We start from the raw sequence: 17,309 nt of genomic DNA, 5'->3' as shown, positions 1-17,309 counted from the left end.
CCCAGGCGAAGGACGGTATCGGGATGGTCGGGGCCAAGGGTTGCCTCGGCGATCTGCAATGCCCGCTCATCCAACGGGAGGGTCTCAGCGCGGCTTCTGATGACTAGGGCCCGATGCTGCTTGAAGCGAGTCTCGGCCTCCAGATACTGGCGTTCCCACTCCTGCTGCTGGGTCTCGTAGCCCGGTAGCCAGGCGTCGCTCTCGGGATCGAAGCCCTCGGGGTAGATGTAGTTGCCCTGATCGTCGTACGACGCGACCATGCCGTACAGGGTCGGGTCGAACTCGACCGAGGCCGGGTCGGCACCGAAGGACTCGTTGGCCTGCTTCAGCGAGAGGCTGATGCGACGACGCTCGAGGTCGGCGTCGATGACCTTGACGAAGATCTCGTCGTTGACGTGGACGGCCTGCTCCGGGATCTCCACGTGGCGCTCGGCCAGCTCGGAGATGTGGACCAGCCCCTCAATACCCTCGTCCACGCGGACGAACGCACCGAACGGAACGAGCTTCGTAACCTTACCCGGGACGACCTGACCGATCTGGTGCGTACGGGCGAACTGCTGCCACGGGTCTTCCTGCGTCGCCTTGAGCGACAGGGAGACGCGCTCGCGGTCCATGTCGACGTCCAAGACCTGAACTGTGACTTCCTGGCCGACCTCGACAACCTCGGAGGGGTGATCGATGTGCTTCCAGGAGAGCTCGGAGACATGCACCAGACCGTCGACGCCACCCAGGTCCACGAACACACCGTGGGTAACGATCGAGGAGACAACGCCAGAGCGGACCTGACCCTTTTGCAAGGTGGCGAGGAACGCTTGAAGGGACTTGGATTGGCTCTGCTCCAGCCAGGCACGGCGGGACAGGACCACGTTGTTGCGGTTCTTGTCCACCTCGATGATCTTGACCTCGAGCTCCTTGCCCACGTAGGGCTGGAGATCGCGGACACGGCGCATCTCGACGAGAGAAGCCGGCAGGAAGCCACGGAGGCCGATGTCGAGGATGAGACCACCCTTGACAACCTCGATGACGGTGCCGGTGACGATGCCGTCCTCTTCCTTGATCTTCTCGATGGTGCCCCAGGCGCGCTCGTACTGGGCACGCTTCTTCGAGAGGATCAGGCGGCCTTCCTTGTCCTCCTTCTGGAGAACCAGAGCCTCGATCTCGTCACCGAGAGCGACCGCCTCGTTCGGATCAGCAATGTGCCTGACGGACAATTCGCGAATTGGAATGTACCCAAATCGCTCACCACCGACATCGACAACTACTACGTCCGATTCAATTCCGATTACGAGACCAGCAATAATATCCCCTTTTGCATACTCCTTCCTGTTCGATCCTTCAGGAACAAGGCGAGGCCTTTCCGATCGCAGAAAAATTTCAGCAGACCGAAAATGGTCGCGCACAGCTTCTGCGAGTTGGCGAGCAATTGAGCGATGCTGGCCTCCCGCGCCAGCAAGAACCGTCACAGCAACCTCAGCAAAGGGCAAACTGCGTTCGTCGAGCCGAGTCGCCGAAGCAACGATCTCAGGTTCAGTCACCAACGAGGCTAGAGCTCTGAAATCCAGAGTTCCTCCGAAAGTGGCAGCTACCCTTCCGGAAACCTTCGGCAACACTTCCTCAAGGAGACGCACAGACTCTCCTCGCGTGAGTTCACTTAGCAATTCCTCTCGGACACCTTCGCGAAAATCATAAACTTCCTCGTCTGGGTCATCGACTGTCGGCACACCTTTCCTCCTAGTGATTAGTCCGGAAACAAACAACTCTGCAAGGTCAGTTTGTTTCGAAGTAGGGACGGTAGCCTTTTGCACCAAACGCATAACAGGCAGGCTCAAGGGTGCTGCCGCGAGATAGCAGGCCAATCGATAAGCGTCAGGCGAACACCCGCTGCGAAAACGAGTGACTTGGTCTGCAGCAGAAATTGTCGCCGCCGAGAACTCACCGGAGCGCCGCGGTCGATTCATTCCAGGCACTGAAGCAGCAAGCATTGGGACCCACCCCGCTCTATGTCCCGCAATCTGCTCCACCCAGGGAGTGAGCCAGTTGCCATCAACTTCCATGACTGGTAGCCAACTCGCGACTCCCCGCGCTCCCCGGAAAAGACCACGCACTCCGGCATTCAAGCGAACGGCAGGAACGGGACGTCGCGCGTCAATGACACAAGCCTCCACCGAGGTTGCCCTTAGGGCTGTACGGTGCCACAGCCGGCGAGGCAAGACTTGCAGCGTTGCCGTCGGGCGACTACTGATAGCCTCACCCAGAAGTGAAGGAAGCTTAGTCCCGTACCAAGCCGGACCAACAGCATCGGTGAGCACGAACAAGATCCGACCATCTGATCGGTCCTGAAATGGCGGGAACCAGTGTGGTGAAGACGCTCGATTCGGCGCATGGTAAGAACGCTTGCGGTGAAACGGAGCTAAAAATGGAACTACAGAATCCGTATTCATTGCCCAGCAACGCACGCTCGCGAAGGCACCATGCCTCTCCAGGAGGTCATACAACTCTCCTGCGAGGCGATGCCAAACCGCCATGGTGGCGCCGGTGTCTACCACCAGGTCGACAGAAAAACGCGGTTCCCGTACTGGTCGCCAGACGGGAAGCAGACGACCTGCCTCGCTGGAAGCCTGAGCGGTGGCTTCTTCGTCGAGGCACGACGTACCACGGGCGTCTACCTGCTGCCGCAGGGGGCGCAGCGCTCTTTCTATTGCCAGGGAGCCGGATAGGTCCGGAGGGCGCGTCACTTGGACAACGTGATCAGAACCGCTGCGGACGCCACCAATTTGGCTACGTGGAAACGGATGGAGCCGCACTTTGGGCTCACCGTGCGATCGGGCGGCATTATCAGATTTTCCTGAATTCGCCGTATCTGAAGTGGATGAACCATCCTCATGTACGTCAAGGCGCTGCCCTCGCTTAGGCGCCTCATCGTCGGCCCTGTCGGACCGACTGGGAACATCAGCCAAAGGCATCAGTCCGGCAAGTCGCGAGATGTACAAGACATCGGCAAGGTCGTCAGGAGTGAACTCGCCGTCTTCCGCACCAAGGAGCTGGGCGAGGGCTTCGCGTAGCCCTCCTCGCCCAGGTGGCCGATTTGTCATTCTATTCAACTGTCACCGAGTGAACGCAGCAGCACGTCTTGAATGACGTCACGCCCTGCCTTATGCGACCACAGGCCACGCTCGGCCATGAGTAGCGCGTTCAATAGCTGGTCATTTGCCAAGCTTGCTCCCTCTTCACGTTGACGACGGAGAAACTCTGTGATCAAGCCAGCACGGATCGATTCTGAATCTGGGTCGTCGCCCAAATGGGCTGAAACCATCGCCGCCAGCCGCTTCGCATCTGGCGGCTGCACTTCAAGGCGCACGCAACGACGAAGAAAAGCTTTAGGAAACTCGCGTTCTGCATTGCTAGTAAGAATGACGAAGGGAAACTCTGCACACCGCACTACACCTCCCTCCACGTTAGCAACCGCGGACTGATCTGCTGTCATAACCTCTCGCTTACCGGAGCCAAGTCGGGAGAGCTCCGGAATTTCGAATTCTCCCTCCTCGAAAACGTTAAGGAGATCGTTCGGCAGGTCAACATCACTTTTGTCGATCTCATCAATCAACAATACCCGAGGATGCCGCCAAGGCAAAAGAGCGGTGCCCAAGGGGCCAAGTCTCAGATACCGTCCAATCTTTGGCTCTTTGAATTCTTTCGAATCACCTCTTATCCCAGCGTCATGAAGACGCCCGATTGCGTCATAGGCGTAGAGGCCGTCACGAAGAGTTGATCGACTAGTGATGGGCCAACGCAGTACAGGACCCAAACGCAGTTCGTGCGCTACGGCGTATGCCAGAGTGGATTTACCCACCCCCGGTTTACCGGTGATCAATAGTGGGCGACGCAGATGAAGAGCGAGATTAACCAACTGCACTTCGGCTTTGTCTGCCTGGTATGCAGCCGCTTGACGAACGCGCCCGAGTCGTCGGCTGGTGGCACCGGGAGAGAGTTCCTGGGATGGCAGCGGCAACAACGTCTGGGCTGAAGTGTCGCCGAAAGCCCGCCACGCTGGCGGTGATGGCAGGCCATTAACGCCGGCATGAGGAATGCCATCTCCTTTGTAGATCCACCAGTCTTCATTCAGGGGCTCCGTATCCTGACTGATTTCCATGCAGCCACTCCTCAAATCATTCCCGCGAAGGGGGTGTCTTGGTCCGGATCGAGGCAGTCTGGGTCATCCCATAGCAGCGTAATGTTATTACGTACATCATCTGGTCCCGCGACACGTCCGCCTCTGCGACACATGTGGACTGTCACTGGGAGGTCAGTTAGGCAATTAGGCTTAATTTCTCGTAGCGCGTCTAGCAACTCAGAGATCGCTCCTTTATCCCTTCGCCACAACAGCACTGGCATACCTTCTGTAAAAATCGCATCATCCACGGCATCGCGCATGGCGGGGTCAAGTTCGTTGTACGGCACGCTCAATCCCAGACACGCGAGTGCAGGACGAGCAGCAACCCAACGTGTAAATTCAGCTGCCTTTTCGGATTCCAATACAGGCCACCCGATCAAGTCGAGCGCATCTACCTCTACCTCTCCTTCCTTCTGCTGTAGGGAATTCCAACGCTCCCGCCAAGGGCGGGTGTCAAGCCAAGCATCAATATAACGCTCCAGTGAGCGAATAACCACAGGGTGATGTTGCCCCAAGGGGCGCCGCGTGGCACCAGTTGACCACAATTCAGCCGGATGGCTTAGCAGAGATGTCGGCAGTAGGAACTCAATCCTGACATGTCCACTGGCGGATGAACGGAATTCACGCGCCAAGTCAGCCCAGCGAGTTAGGCGAGCGCTTCCCTCACCAATTAGCTCATTTTTAGAGAAAGACTCAACCTGTCCCAGGCTGCCGACCCGCTCCAAGCGTCCGCCAGATAGCCCCTGGCGATAAAAAGAAGCATTCAGCCGGTAGCGTCCATTCGGTTCATGCTCGGCATCTTCAGGCTCAACGCGGATCTGCACGATTAGGCGGTAACCATCCGAAGGCGCATTGTCGCCTTCACCCGCCGAATTGCAGTGAATTCTCATTCTCGCTAGGACATCTCGAACTGGTTCGAGCTCCTCATATACTGGACTTTCCACGTCCGAACTAAATGAACGCAGGAAGCGGAACATAGCGGTCAGATTCGGATCACCGCGAAGGTCGGCGAGACGTGCCAATATCTCGGGCAAAGTCTCATTGCCGCGCAGCGTGTTAACCCCCTTGCTCGATCCGAGCAAATATGCGTGCAATTTTTGAGGTCGCGGCTGTGAGGTCAATGCACGAAGGGGTTTGATTAGAGATAACATCTGCTCAGAGATCGGCGGTGGACAGTTCGCTACTGTGAGGACGATTAGCTTTAGCCATGGCATTGCGCCATCGTAAGGTGCTTGTACGGTCAGTGAATCAGTCAGGGATTCAAGAACTCCCACCGGATCCGCACGTGTAGCAATGACGCCTATAATTGCCCTGATGTGAATACGCGGGTCCGATGATTCGCTCACATCATGATTGATATCTCGCGATCGTTCATCCTTTGCCATCTGACCGAGCACACTCAATCGAAATTCCAGGCGTTGCATTTTTTCGAATCTCAGTAGCACATCACACAAGAGATCTGCTGTCGATTGAGACCAAGGCTCGGCCTGCATCTCTGGATTCCGCGCAATGCTCATATTATTTCCCCTCCCAGTCGCCAATAGCATGACTGACGACCAGGCGAAGACGCTCGAGGGCGGCGTCGTAAGGTACGAGTTCCTCCATCGCTGTATACACTGCCCGCAGTGCACTTTGACTGTCTCGATAGTGTCTACACCGATGCACTAGCCGATAAAGGTGATCTCTTCGGTCGGAGCGATCGTCGACTTCGAAGGAGTGCGGAAGTCCTAGATGATTACCTATCTTCTCGAATAGATCGTAGCGACTATCGGGGCGTGCCAAGGTGGGAAATGCCATCAAAGCCTGCACAAGCTCTGCATCAGTCGGTGGGTAGTTCATCGTGTCCGGATTTTGAGGTGGGGAACTGTTCGCACCAAGAAAAATCGCGAGCACGGTAACCGGGACAAACCAACCGCCCTGATCGACTGAGTATGAGCGACTCCCCTTAAGCACGCCGTAGGCCAGGCGGTCTGGACCCAGCAGTACGCTGCCGCTATAGCCCGCTTTTACGCCATCCCCCAACACTCGCATGAAACCTGCTGACCTGCCCGCAGAGCTAAGAACAAGTGTTTCAGGTTGAACTCCGGGAGTCGGAGTGTCGGGAGAATATCCAAGCGCTATTAGTTGCGTTCCAATTTCGGGGTCGCTAGACGCCAATGTGACCACTGGATGTCTATTCCAATGTGGCACTGACAGGCATGCTAGGTCTGGGTACGGGTAAAATCGGCTTCCATCGTGCCTAGTCGGCTCGATTCGGATCTTCTCCATCGGCACTACATGTGTACCTGATGTGTGGTGCACGGTGGCCTCTTTGGCTGGCCCGCAGGCGTCCGCAACAACGTGCGCTGCTGTGATTACCAGGCCGGGTGAAACCAGAAATCCGCTGCCCCGAAATTTTCCATCGACAGAAATCCAGACAGTGCAGTGATGAGATGTTTCGATGTCGCCCAGTCGTAGTTGTGACAGCGTCACCCGAGGTCCTGAACGGATGTGTCGGCACTTCGACGCGAAGCGAGATCCCATGAGAGTCGAATGGTTAGCCCTGCCTCGCTGCCGGCCTCAGCGATAACACCAAGCAACTGACCAGACTTCACTGCCAACTTGATCCCGAACTCAACCTCGAAGGCGTCTGGTGCTCCCGCGGAGCCCTCGATGATACTTTGCGCGGCCCACCGGCCTACTCCCTGCACGGTGCCACGTACCTGGTCCAGTGTCATAGCTACGGCAGAACCGAGTTGAGCTGCGCGCTGCCGCACCCCAACATCGCCGTAGTCCGCAGTGGGAGGTTGCTGGAAAGGCAAGTCGCCGATCACTTCGGCTGTCACGGTGTCACCGTTGCCCAAGTCGATCGTCACTATTTCGCTCACACGGCCCCCAAGGTCACTATGCCCGTGACCATGATAGTCGCCTCGCCTCAACTTGGTGCATGACTCGCGGAGTTGGACATCTCGCATACCCGGCTTATCGATCTTGAGATATGGGCGGCCCGGCCGCGAGCATGGGAGTTCTCGTTGTCTGGTCCGCCTGCACACCTAGCTTGGACAATACGACGAGACCATCGTGTACCTCGCCTTGCGATGGTCTGCCACTGGGTACTGTCGTGGCCATGTGTCTAGCGCACGTTGGGTTGGTCACCTAGGTGCGTGCGCTGGTTGATCGCGCGCGACTAGGGGAGCTGGTGCGGGCATGGTGGTTGACGCTGCTCGGTCTGAAGAGGGGTTCACCTCGGTGAGGGCGACGCGGGTGATGGGTGCCGCGTGCCGGGCCGCGGGGCTCGATGACAGAGGTGCTGAGTTGATCCGACTCGGGGAGAACGCGTTGTTCCGGCTGGCGTCAGAACCGGTGATCGTGCGGGTGGCCCGTGGGGAGGAGTGGCTGCCGAAGTCGCGCAACGAGGTGGCTGTGGCGCGGTGGCTGGCGGCGGAAGGGTTTCCTGCTGCGCGGCTCGTTGAGGATCTGGAGCAGCCGCTCGTGGTCGACGGGCACCCTGTGACGTTCTGGCATCTGATAGAGGAGGGGGATCGCAAGGCAACGTACGGGGAGCTGGGCGCGATCCTGAGGGATCTGCACTCCTTGGCGCTGCCGGCTGGCCTGGAGCTGCCCTCGTTCGATCCCTTTGCCAAGCAGGAGTTGCGGCTCGATCGGGCCGTGATTCCTGGGGATGACAAGGTCTTCCTGCGGAAGCGGTGGCGGGAGCTGCGGGACAAGTTTGAAGAGCTGCGGTTCGAGACGCCCAAGGGGCCCGTGCACGGTGACGCTCACGTGCAGAACCTCATGGTGGACGAGCAAGGGCGCGTGCTCCTGATCGACTTCGAGGTTTTCTCCTTCGATCATCCTGAGTGGGACCTGATGGTCACCGCCGTTGAGCACCACAGCCTTGGATGGCAGACCGACGAGCAGTACGCCGACTTCGTCAGGGCCTACGGGCGGGATCTTTACGAGTGGCACGGCTACGAGACGCTGCGCGGGTTGCAGGAGTTCGGCATGACGACGTGGCTGATGCAGAACGTGCAGGAGGACGAGCGGACGGCGGCCGAGTATCGCCGGCGTATCGCTGGGCTGCGCAATGACGACGGGCCTCGGGACTGGCATCCCTGGTAGTCGCTACTCGTCGTCGTCCAGGCGGGCGAGTGCGTCGCGCACTTGGTCGCTGAAGGCTGCCACGATCGGGTTCGCCGCGTGGATGCTTACTTCGGCTTGGAAGTCGGCTACGTAGCGCTGGAAGCGGGCGGACTGGAGGGTGTCCCCGCCGTCCACGGCCAGACTGGCTGTCGTGACGGCGGCTTCCAGTTCACCGTTCAGCAGGTGGCTTTGGGCGAGCACCATGCGGCAGAACCCCAGGGTGCGGGCGTACTTCGGGTCGGTTTGATCGACTGCTCGTTGCGCTGCCTCGACGGATTCGCGGCGCATCTTGAGGTCGCGGAAGCAGTGGCAGAGTTCGCCCATGAGTTCCGCGGAGTCGAAGTAGTCGAGCCACGCGGGGTCGTCGGCGGTGTCGGCATGCTCGAAGTGGCGTTCCGCTTCGTTCATCGCCCGGCCGGCGCCGATCCGGTCTCCACTGTTGGCCAGGGCGCGGGATTCCATCGCCGAGTTCAACGCCATGGCCCGCGGCGTGGCCCTGCCCTTGGCGCCTTCGACTGCGGCGCGCGCGAGTTGAATGGCTTGGGCGTGGTTGCCCAGGTAGTTCGCCTGGTGGCTGAGGTTGCCGAGGATCCGGGCGCCGAACATGCGGTCGTCGATGACCTGGGACAGGCGCAGTGTCGACGTCAGGTAGCGGTGGGCGAGACGCTGGTTTCCGGTGTCGTACGCGGTCCACGCGAGCAGCTGCGAGACCTCGGCAGCCGCGCCGAATAGCGCGGTGCCGACCTTCTCGCTGTAGCTGGCTTCCAGGAGTGGTAAGACCTCCTGGCGGAAGTAGTGGCGGAGGGCCCGGTGACCGTGGCCTCCGCCGTACTTGAAGTCGAGCTGCATGAACATGCTGGCGGCGTCTCGGATGGCCCGCACGTCGCGCATGCCGATGCGTTGGTGAGCGGGCCTGTCGGCCTCGACGCCGTCGGGGCGCGCGATCATCCATGACAGGACCGCCGAGTTGAGATCGGTGTCGGCGACCGCCAGGTGGTCGGGGGTGACGGCTTCAACCCGCTCGTCGGCGAGTCCGTCGAGCATGGACAGTACGTCGTACACGGTGCCCAGGTACCCGATCGGCTGCGGCGTCGCCTGCCGGAGCTGGGCGAAGAATCCGAGATCGGCCGGTGTGATGCGGCGGTTCAGCTTGGAACTGAGAACGTCCGCCATGATGGCCGCCGTCTGGGGCTGGATGCCCGCGCCGTCTCGCCAACGCTGTACGGCGACGTGTGTCGTCCCGAGACTCGTTCCGCGCTGGACAGCGGCGTCCTGCATCCGCTTGGCGAGTCCCTTGTTGGAGACGTTCGCTTCGGTCATGACCGCGATCAACTGTGCGTTCGGCTCTCGGCTCATGCTCCCCTGCCAACCCGAGAATGACAGCGAGCATTCATCGTGGCACAGAGCTATGACATTGGGGGGTTCATCAGCGAACCTCCTTTGCATTTGCCGGTGTTCACGTGAACCCCCTGGTGAACGCTCCCGGTTCTACCGCCCGCGCCGTTCACTGTTCTGCACGGAGCGACGGGCTACAGGGCTCGTCGGCAGTCGGCAGGGGACGCAATGGACGTTCGGCAGAGCAAACGCAGAGCGAACATCCCGCGGGCGGTCTCGCTGCGTGACGCGGCGCAGGATCCCTCGGCGGGACACTTCCGGGCGCTGACGCTCTTCGACGAGTCCGCCGACACCGCGTGCGCCGCCCGCAACATGGTGGGCGCCTGCCTCCAGGACTGGGGGCTCGACCACATGGCCGATGACGCGCGACTCGTCGTCTCGGAGCTGGTCGGCAACGTCGTGCACCATGCCGTGCCAGACGAATGCCTGACCCAACCTGGTGCCGCCCGGCGGATCGACGTGCTCGTGAAGGCATGGCCCGGGTGGCTGTTCATCGGCGTCGCTGACGAGGACTCGACTCCGCCCGATCTTCCGGCCCGCGAGTTCGTCTCGCCGGAGCTGGTGGGTGACTTCTCCGAGGCGTTGCTGCCAGACCAGGGGCGGGGGTTGCTGATCATTCAGCGACTAGCCGACGCGGTGTGGTGGTCGCCAAAGGGCCCGGGAGGCAAGACCGTGTGGGTCCGCTTCGACCTCGACAGCGCTACGTAGAGATCTCCGGGCCGCACGCCTGTCCACTCTCACGCGATCGGGAGTGAGCGGCGGCCCGGACGCCGGCCGGAGTCTGACCCGCTTCGGCCGTACGGGGCGCGGCTCCTCGGGTCATCCCGGGAGCTCCCCTCCCGAGCTGAGGGGCCGCGCTTCACAACCTCATACCGAGACCGGACCACCCCCGCGCCGGGAAGCAACCGGGGTGGTCCGGGAGGGGACGCAGCGGTCCCCGGTGCCTGATGGTACCGGGGCCGCTGCGCTGCGCATCTGCCCTGAAGAAAAGAGAGTTGACGATCCGTTACTAGATCAGGGCAGAGGTGGGCAAGGTGACTGGCTCGGATGAGGACTGGCTGAGAGACGGTCTCGACTTCGAGGGCGCGGACCGTGGTTTGTGGGTGTCCGGCGTCGACTACATCGCGGGCTGGCGTGCGGCGCGGGAGGCTGCGGACCGGCTCAACCGGGCACTTCTCGGTGCGGGGTTCGAGCTGTCTGAGGTGCGGGCTGTTGCCTCGACGGACGAGAGCGGGCGGGGCGTCGTGCGGGTGGCGGGCCGGCTCGATGCGGTGGACCGGCTTTCCGTGCTCCTGGAGGGGATCTCGGGCGGCGACGGCGGTGTGGCGTGAGGCGTCCTCTTGCTGGTGAGTGGCGCGCGTGGGCACGTCGTCGGTCGCTGAGACTTTGGACGGTAGCTGCCATGGGGCGAGTGAACAGGGGGCCTTACGCTCGCCAGCGGATCGGGCAGTCCTTGGACCTGCCCGCAACAGCCCGATCGGCCCCCTGTTCTTCGAGGCTCGTCCCATGGGAGCTGTCTAAAGTCTCGGCGGCAGGCGACCCCCAGCCCCGTGGGCCCCGGCCCGCTCCGGTGGGTGGATGCTTCGACTCCTTGGGCGTGTTGTGGTGCGGGCAGTCGGGCGACCGGACGGGACCGGCGGCCACGCCGCACGCCCGGCCGGGGCGGCCGGGCTGCCCGGCGCGCCGCAGGCGCGCCCTTGAGGAAGTGAAGACTGTTTCGACCGATCTACGGTTGCGGGTCGGCCTTCGGCTCGAAGCGGCGGGCGTGTGCTGCGGCGCGCAGCAGCGATTGGGCGACTCGCTCGGCGTCGTCGGCCGACAGGTAGATCTCTTGGGTGAACAGCACGGCCAGCCGAACTGTGCCGTCCAGGGCGTTGGTTGCCACGTCGACCTGCACCCCGTTACCCGTCACGTCGTAGACCTCAAGGTCCAGATCGCTGCTGAATGCGCTCATGTCCTGAGCTTGCATCACGGAACGTGCGGGCTACTCGCCGGCGTCGATCCGGTAGGTGAGTTCGGTGCGGGCTGCTCCGATGTGGAGTTCTTCCAGGATGAGGGCCTGGTCGTCGGTGCCGCAGGTGACGCGGGAGACGTGCAGGACCGAGGTCGCGTCGGGCAGGCGCAGGTTGGTGCGTTCGTCGGGCAGCGGCATGCGGGCCCGTACCGACTCCGACCACCACAACTCGTGGCCGGCCGCCGTCAGCATGCTGTAGATCGCGGCCGGGGCGGCGTCCGGCCTCTTGCCGAGATCGGATACGGCGTCGACGGTGGCGAAAGGGATCAGTGTCCGGAGCATCGCGCGGGCTCCGGTGTCCGGGTCGGCGAGGAGCTGGTCACAGCCGAACAGGGCCTCGCCTACTTGGAGTCCCAGCAGTTGGGCCGTGGCCTCGGTGGTGTGGGTGCGGTAGGTGTGGGGTTCCTCGGCCTGTTGCCAGACGGCGACGCCGTACAGCCGGAAGTGCCCGGCCGGTGTCCTGCCGATGTGGCGGGAGATCGCGACGGCGGGACCGCCGGCGGAGCGTACGAAGCTGCCCTTGCCGTGCTGGACGTCGACGAGACCTTCTGCGCGCAGTGCGGCGACGGCGTTGCGGACGGTGGGGCGCGAGACCTTGTAGCGCTCCATGAGTTGGGCTTCGGAGGGGAGCGGGACTCCGGGTTCGTACTCGCCGGCCAGGATCGCTTCGCGGATCGCGGCGGCGACCTGCTGGTAGAGGGCTCCGGGGCGCTGGATCTCTGTCATCTCGGCATCTCCGGGTGAGGTCGTAGACACGTCGCACGCGCGACATCACTCGTCAGCATAAGTAGTTGCACTCTCGTCGTACAGAGCCGCATAGTCGTAACTCATAAGGACAAGTGACGTCTGAATATGTTGGGCGTCCCGACTGGCCAAGGAGGCCACGCAATGCAGTCCATTCCCGTGGACACGGCACGACTGGGCGTACTGCGGTGCGCCATCGCACCGGAAGCGAAGATCAGCAACTTCGAGACACAGGAGGTGAAGAGGGACCGGGACGGCAACCCGGTCTGGACCGTCGCCGTCACCGTGCGGCAGGACGGACGACGGATCTCCGTCATCGAGATCGCCGTAACCGGCCAGCCCAAAGGCATCGACGAAGGACAGATCGTCAAGGTCACCGGACTGACCGCGTTCATGTGGTCGATGGGGGACCGGCACGGCGTCAGCTTCCGCGCCGACGCGATCACCCCCGTGCCCGGCGGCCCGACAGCCCACGCGAAGGGCGGTGACGCGTGATGGGGCCGATCCTGCTCGCCCTCGCGCTCGCCGTTCTGGCCTGGCTGTTCGTCGTCGGTGACCTGCTGCGCCGGCACCGTCCGGCCTGGCACTGGTACCTCGCCGGATACCCGGTCGCCGCTGTGCGGGTGGTGTTCACCTGGCGCAAGGTCGCCCTGCTCAACGACCTCACTGTTACTCGGCGTCCGCCCCGCGGGCTGCTCGGGGACCTAGTCGTCAAGGGCGATCCGCTGCGGCCGGTCATACCCCGGCTCTCCTTGCCCCGGGCCAACCGCATGGGCCTGACGGCAACCGTGCGGCTGCACCCGGGCCAGACCCCGGCGACCTACATGAAGGCGGCGGACGCGCTCGTGCACGCGTGGAGGGTCCACGCCGTACGGGTCACCTCCCCGGAACGCGGCCTTGTGCTGCTGACCGCAACCGCAAGTGATCCGCTGGCCCGGCCGGGCTTAGCCTCGGCGCCCGCCGCACTCCTGTCCGCCCTGATCGGCGTGCTGGAGAGCGGCGGCGCCTGGGTCATGGACCTGCGCCTCGTCCCGCACTGGCTCATCGCCGGCGCCACCCGCTCCGGCAAGTCCACCCTGCTTGCTCGGCTGATCACCCAACTTGCCCCGCAACCGGTCGCTCTGGTCGGCATCGACTGCAAGGGCGGCATGGAACTCGGCCTCTTCGCCGAACGGCTCAGCGCCCTGACCACCTGCCGCCGTGAAGCGGTCGCCGTGCTCACCGCACTCGCCGTCGACATGCAGGACCGCATGAATGTCTGCCGTACCGCGGGTGTCCGCTCGATCTGGGAGCTCCCGGACAAGCTGCGGCCGGTGCCGGTCGTGGTCATCGTCGACGAGATCGCAGAGTTGTATCTGTCCGACGGACGGCGCGAGAGCAAGGCGGAAGCCGAACAGTGCTCCACCCTCCTCCTGCGCCTGGCGCAGCTCGGGGCCGCGCTCGGCATGCACCTGGTCGTCGCCGGCCAACGCGTCGGCTCCGACCTCGGCCCCGGCGTCACCGCATTACGCGCCCAGCTCGGCGGCCGGATCTGCCACCGGGTCAACGACCCCGGCACGGCAGAGATGACCCTCGGCGATCTCAACAAGGACGCCGTGATCGTCGCCCAGTCCATCACCGCGGACGAGCAGGGCGTCGCCGTCTGCTCCGGGCCCGAGGGCGGCTGGAGCCGGGCCCGCTCCCACCTCACCACCACCGAACAGGCCGCAGCAACCTCCAGGAAGTACAGCGCCCTGACTCCCGAACTGCCCGGCATCGTCCGCGCCCTCGCGGCTCTCGAAGGAGACGACAAGTGATCAGCACAGGTACCGCCGTGTCCCTCGTGGTCGTCTTCGGGATCATCACCTTCCTCCTCGTCCGCTCCCGCGACGTACGCGCCTGGGAAGCCGTCTGCATCGCCCTGTTCGGCATGTACCTCGGCCAGACCCCCGTCAGCCTCACCATCAACGGCCTCATGACCTGGGGCCTGAGCGGCTTCGCCCACTTCTAGCCCGGCCGGAAGGAGCAACACCATGCCCATGCCCCGCGTGAGATGCCCCGTCTGCAAGGGCGACGGAGCCCGCAGGACCTGGACCGGCCGCCGTCACCGCTGCCGCGTCTGCCGAGGGACCGGAACCATCCGCTGACCCACCGCGCCATCCCCAACCACGTAAGGGAGCGACCTCCATGAACGACAGCGCGCCACCAACCACTACCCGTGCCGCCTCGGCGGCCCACCCCGGAAGGCCACCACCATCACACCCGAGTTCACCTCGGCTGACAGGCGCGCCGCCCTCGACCGCGCGGCGCGCCTGCGTCAGCTCCCTGAAGCAGACCGAGACGCCATCCGCATCGCCCAAGATCCCCAGTTCGCCCGCTGGCTCGACCAGATCAGCGCCACCGGCGGGTGCGCGCACCCGGTGCACCTGTCCGGGTCGACGACCACCCTGGACGGTTCGACCGGCGAGATCATCCAGCACTACGACACCCGCAACGAGCCCGGTGAACGGCTCCTCATCCGCTGCCGCAACAGGCGCTCAACCGTCTGCGCACCCTGCTCCCGACTCCACGCCGGAGACACCTACCACCTCGTCCGCGCCGGCCTCCTCGGCGGCAAGAACGTCCCCTCCACGGTCCGCGACCGCCCCCGGCTCTTCATCACCCTCACCGCACCGTCGTTCGGACCCGTGCACCGTGGTGGTGACCGCTGCCGCCCCCGCGGACGCTGCGAACACGGTCGGCCCCTCGGATGCGTGGCCGTCCACGACCCGGCCGATCCCATCGTCGGCCAACCCCTGTGCACCGACTGCTACGACTACCCGGCCCACGTCCTCTGGCACGCACACGCCGGAAAGCTCTGGGACCGCTTCGTCATCGACGTCCGACGCCAACTCGCCACCTCGGCCGGCCTCGTACAGTCCCGATTCACCGATCACGCCCGACTGTCCTTCGCCCGCGTCGCCGAGTACCAGAAACGAGCGGCCGTCCACGTCCACGCCGTCGTCCGACTCGACGGACCGAACGGCCCCGACGACGCACACCCTAACTGGGCCAGCACCGACCGACTCACCGATGCCGTGCGCGCCTCCGCCCGACGGGTCCGGGTCCGCACTCCCCACAGTCCCGCAGTCGGAGAACTCGAACTCCGCTGGGGCACCCAGCTCGACGCCCGGCCGCTCCGCGCTGACGGTCTCGGCCCGGACGACGACGCCGTAGCCGCGTACGTGGCGAAGTACGTCACCAAGGGAGCAAGCGAGACCGGTGCCGGCACCGACCACAGGATCACCACCTGGGGCGACATCGACACGGTCTCCGTCACCGACCACGTCCGGGCGCTCATGCGCACCTGCTGGCGTCTTGGCGGCCTCCCCGAGTTCGAACCCCTCCACCTCCGGGCCTGGGCCCACACCCTCGGCTACCGCGGCCACATCCTCACCAAATCCCGCGCCTACTCCACCACCTACGCGGCACTCCGCGCAGAACGGGCAGCGCACCGGACTCACGGCGCTGCTCAGGAAATCGTCCCCAGCGCGGTATCTGAAAGGCACTGGCGCTACGTCGGCTCCGGCCATACCCCCGGTGCTGCTCTCCTGGCTGCCGGAGTCGCCGAAGACCTTGCGCGGCTACGGGAGGTCATCCGAGAACAGCGGTCGTCCATGCTGGGGGAGGCGTTCCTCTGACAGCACGACCTGAGAGTACGGAGGAAGCTGGATGGGCCTGGGCCAGAGAGCATGCGCGCCAGGCGCCCAAGTGGTCGGACGCCCGTTGGCGGCAAGTGAACGCGATCCTCGGACTAGAGGTCGGAACTAGCAGGTCCCGTTCCGGCAAGCGTGCGCCTTGACTGGGTGGCACGAAGTTGACTGTGCCGCTCAGTCTTCGTCTCGGTAGACAGGCGTGAGCCGACCCCAGACCGGAATGCGGGGCCGACCGGCAGGACTGACCAGGACGGTCAACAACGTCTTCTCGACGTAGGCGCGCTGCTCCACGAAATCGAGGTCGTCCCACACGCTCCGCAAGTCGATCGGCTTCCCCTTCGCTCGCAGAGTGCGCCGGCGCCACTCGTTGCGTTCGTTGATCAGTCGGCGTTCCGTCGCTTCCGCCTTCGCCAGAAATGCGAAGAACCGCTCCTTGCTGACTAGGCGCTGGTCTCGCCGCTCCGTCCAGTCCTCGATGTCCTCCCGGATACGGGCAAGCTGCCCTTCGCCGTCCCAATCCTGTGGGGCTGCTGCCGTCGCTTCCCGTTCCTGGGCCTCGTCCTCGTACTTGGTGATGACGAGCATCTTGAGGGCCTTGTCGGTCTCCGGACCGGAGATGCGGACGCCGCCGCACCCGTAGCCGGTCCCCTTGTCGGGGCAGGTGTAGTCGAAGAACCCTTCCGGCTTCTTCCGGCTCGGGGATGCCTTCATGGCGCGCAAATGACCTCCGCACCCGTTCTTGTCGCACCTGAGGATGCCTGTTCCCAGGTACTTCCGGGCGTTGTGCGCCCCACCGGGCTCTGGGCGGCTGCCGATGACCGCGGTGACGGCTTCCCAGTCGGTCACGGAGATGATCGGCTCCCACTGGCCCTTGACCGGCTTGCCGTCGTCATCGAGTACGGGCTCGACCCTGATGCTCTCGCCCCCGGTCTCCGGAGTGAACTCCTGGACCTTCCTTGAGCGGAAGCCGCAGATCCGGGGATTGCGGAGGATCTGCTTCACGGTGCCCTTGCTCCACGTGTTGCCCCGGGTCGTCTTGATGCCCTGCTTGTTCCAATCCACCGCGATCGCTCGCAGGGACACTCCGGTGAGAATGCGCTCGACCGCCCTGCGGATTGCGGCGGCTTTCCTCAGGCTCGATCGTGCGTTTGTCGGCCTTGTAGCCGAAGGGGCGCGTACTCCCCACCGG

16 protein-coding genes and 1 pseudogene are annotated in these 17,309 nt (G+C 63.5%); 7 read left to right on the top strand and 10 right to left on the bottom strand.

Going from position 1 to position 17,309, the window contains the following annotated elements; all coding sequences use genetic code 11:
• From rpsA to ACFWI4_RS19640, 6 genes and pseudogenes are all read right to left on the bottom strand, one after another.
• Positions 1 to 1,373: 30S ribosomal protein S1 (gene rpsA / locus ACFWI4_RS19665; protein ID WP_387197849.1), on the bottom strand; the 1,373-nt coding region annotated here is incomplete at its 3' end.
• 273 nt (positions 1,374 to 1,646) lie between these two features.
• Positions 1,647 to 2,963 (bottom strand): annotated as a pseudogene (locus ACFWI4_RS19660) (SAV_2336 N-terminal domain-related protein); the annotation flags it as partial.
• Between the two features lie 134 nt (positions 2,964 to 3,097).
• Positions 3,098 to 4,150, bottom strand: coding sequence for an AAA family ATPase (locus tag ACFWI4_RS19655; protein ID WP_387197697.1), 1,053 nt, complete (start codon positions 4,148 to 4,150; stop codon positions 3,098 to 3,100).
• Positions 4,151 to 4,161: 11 nt separating this feature from the next.
• Positions 4,162 to 5,664, bottom strand: coding sequence for a hypothetical protein (locus ACFWI4_RS19650; RefSeq protein ID WP_387197694.1), 1,503 nt, complete (start codon positions 5,662 to 5,664; stop codon positions 4,162 to 4,164).
• A 25-nt stretch (positions 5,665 to 5,689) separates the two neighbouring features.
• Positions 5,690 to 6,694: a trypsin-like peptidase domain-containing protein gene (locus ACFWI4_RS19645; RefSeq protein WP_387197691.1), complete on the bottom strand. Its 1,005-nt coding sequence runs from the start codon at positions 6,692 to 6,694 to the stop codon at positions 5,690 to 5,692.
• Positions 6,640 to 7,038, bottom strand: coding sequence for a CU044_2847 family protein (locus ACFWI4_RS19640; RefSeq protein WP_387197689.1), 399 nt, complete (start codon positions 7,036 to 7,038; stop codon positions 6,640 to 6,642). The genes ACFWI4_RS19645 and ACFWI4_RS19640 overlap by 55 nt, the downstream gene beginning before the upstream one ends.
• A 319-nt stretch (positions 7,039 to 7,357) precedes the next feature.
• On the opposite strand from ACFWI4_RS19640, the gene ACFWI4_RS19635 reads away from it, so the two are divergent.
• A complete protein-coding gene (locus tag ACFWI4_RS19635; protein ID WP_387197687.1) occupies positions 7,358 to 8,272 on the top strand; it encodes an aminoglycoside phosphotransferase family protein in 915 nt (304 codons plus the stop codon).
• Between the two features lie 3 nt (positions 8,273 to 8,275).
• Here ACFWI4_RS19635 and ACFWI4_RS19630 read toward each other — a convergent pair whose 3' ends face one another.
• Entirely contained in the window at positions 8,276 to 9,649 is a 1,374-nt protein-coding gene (locus tag ACFWI4_RS19630) for a sporulation protein (protein WP_387197685.1), read from the bottom strand.
• Between the two features lie 207 nt (positions 9,650 to 9,856).
• On the opposite strand from ACFWI4_RS19630, the gene ACFWI4_RS19625 reads away from it, so the two are divergent.
• Both ACFWI4_RS19625 and ACFWI4_RS19620 read left to right on the top strand, forming a co-directional pair.
• Complete coding sequence (locus tag ACFWI4_RS19625; protein WP_387197682.1) at positions 9,857 to 10,396, top strand: ATP-binding protein; 540 nt, start codon at positions 9,857 to 9,859, stop codon at positions 10,394 to 10,396.
• 326 nt (positions 10,397 to 10,722) lie between these two features.
• Positions 10,723 to 11,019, top strand: a complete 297-nt coding sequence (locus ACFWI4_RS19620) for a hypothetical protein (protein WP_387197679.1) — start codon at positions 10,723 to 10,725, stop codon at positions 11,017 to 11,019.
• Between the two features lie 395 nt (positions 11,020 to 11,414).
• Here the strand turns inward: ACFWI4_RS19620 and ACFWI4_RS19615 are convergent, their stop codons facing one another.
• Positions 11,415 to 11,642, bottom strand: a complete 228-nt coding sequence (locus ACFWI4_RS19615; protein ID WP_387197677.1) for a hypothetical protein — start codon at positions 11,640 to 11,642, stop codon at positions 11,415 to 11,417.
• A 30-nt stretch (positions 11,643 to 11,672) separates the two neighbouring features.
• Positions 11,673 to 12,428, bottom strand: a complete 756-nt coding sequence (locus ACFWI4_RS19610) for a GntR family transcriptional regulator (RefSeq protein WP_387197674.1) — start codon at positions 12,426 to 12,428, stop codon at positions 11,673 to 11,675.
• 162 nt (positions 12,429 to 12,590) lie between these two features.
• Here ACFWI4_RS19610 and ACFWI4_RS19605 point away from each other — a divergent pair, with 162 nt between their 5' ends.
• The 4 genes from ACFWI4_RS19605 to ACFWI4_RS19590 all read left to right on the top strand — a co-directional run bounded on the left by ACFWI4_RS19605 (position 12,591) and on the right by ACFWI4_RS19590 (position 16,105).
• On the top strand, positions 12,591 to 12,941 hold the full coding sequence (locus tag ACFWI4_RS19605) for a hypothetical protein (protein ID WP_387197671.1): 351 nt from the start codon (positions 12,591 to 12,593) through the stop codon (positions 12,939 to 12,941).
• Positions 12,941 to 14,242 carry an FtsK/SpoIIIE domain-containing protein gene (locus ACFWI4_RS19600; RefSeq protein WP_387197668.1) on the top strand — a complete coding sequence of 434 codons (1,302 nt, stop codon included), beginning with the start codon at positions 12,941 to 12,943 and terminating at the stop codon, positions 14,240 to 14,242. The genes ACFWI4_RS19605 and ACFWI4_RS19600 overlap by 1 nt, the downstream gene beginning before the upstream one ends.
• Positions 14,239 to 14,436, top strand: a complete 198-nt coding sequence (locus ACFWI4_RS19595) for a hypothetical protein (protein WP_387197665.1) — start codon at positions 14,239 to 14,241, stop codon at positions 14,434 to 14,436. The genes ACFWI4_RS19600 and ACFWI4_RS19595 overlap by 4 nt, the downstream gene beginning before the upstream one ends.
• Positions 14,437 to 14,737: 301 nt before the next feature.
• Positions 14,738 to 16,105, top strand: a complete 1,368-nt coding sequence (locus tag ACFWI4_RS19590) for a replication initiator (protein ID WP_387197846.1) — start codon at positions 14,738 to 14,740, stop codon at positions 16,103 to 16,105.
• Positions 16,106 to 16,294: 189 nt separating this feature from the next.
• Here the strand turns inward: ACFWI4_RS19590 and ACFWI4_RS19585 are convergent, their stop codons facing one another.
• Positions 16,295 to 17,203 carry a recombinase family protein gene (locus ACFWI4_RS19585; protein WP_387197662.1) on the bottom strand — a complete coding sequence of 303 codons (909 nt, stop codon included), beginning with the start codon at positions 17,201 to 17,203 and terminating at the stop codon, positions 16,295 to 16,297.
• Positions 17,204 to 17,309: the final 106 nt, after the last annotated feature.

It is taken from the genome of Streptomyces sp. NPDC127038 (genome assembly GCF_042725875.1).
Classification (GTDB): Bacteria; Actinomycetota; Actinomycetes; order Streptomycetales; family Streptomycetaceae; genus Streptomyces.
The sequence above is the reverse complement of the archived record's forward strand: the minus strand, read 5'-3'. Positions and strand labels throughout refer to the sequence as shown.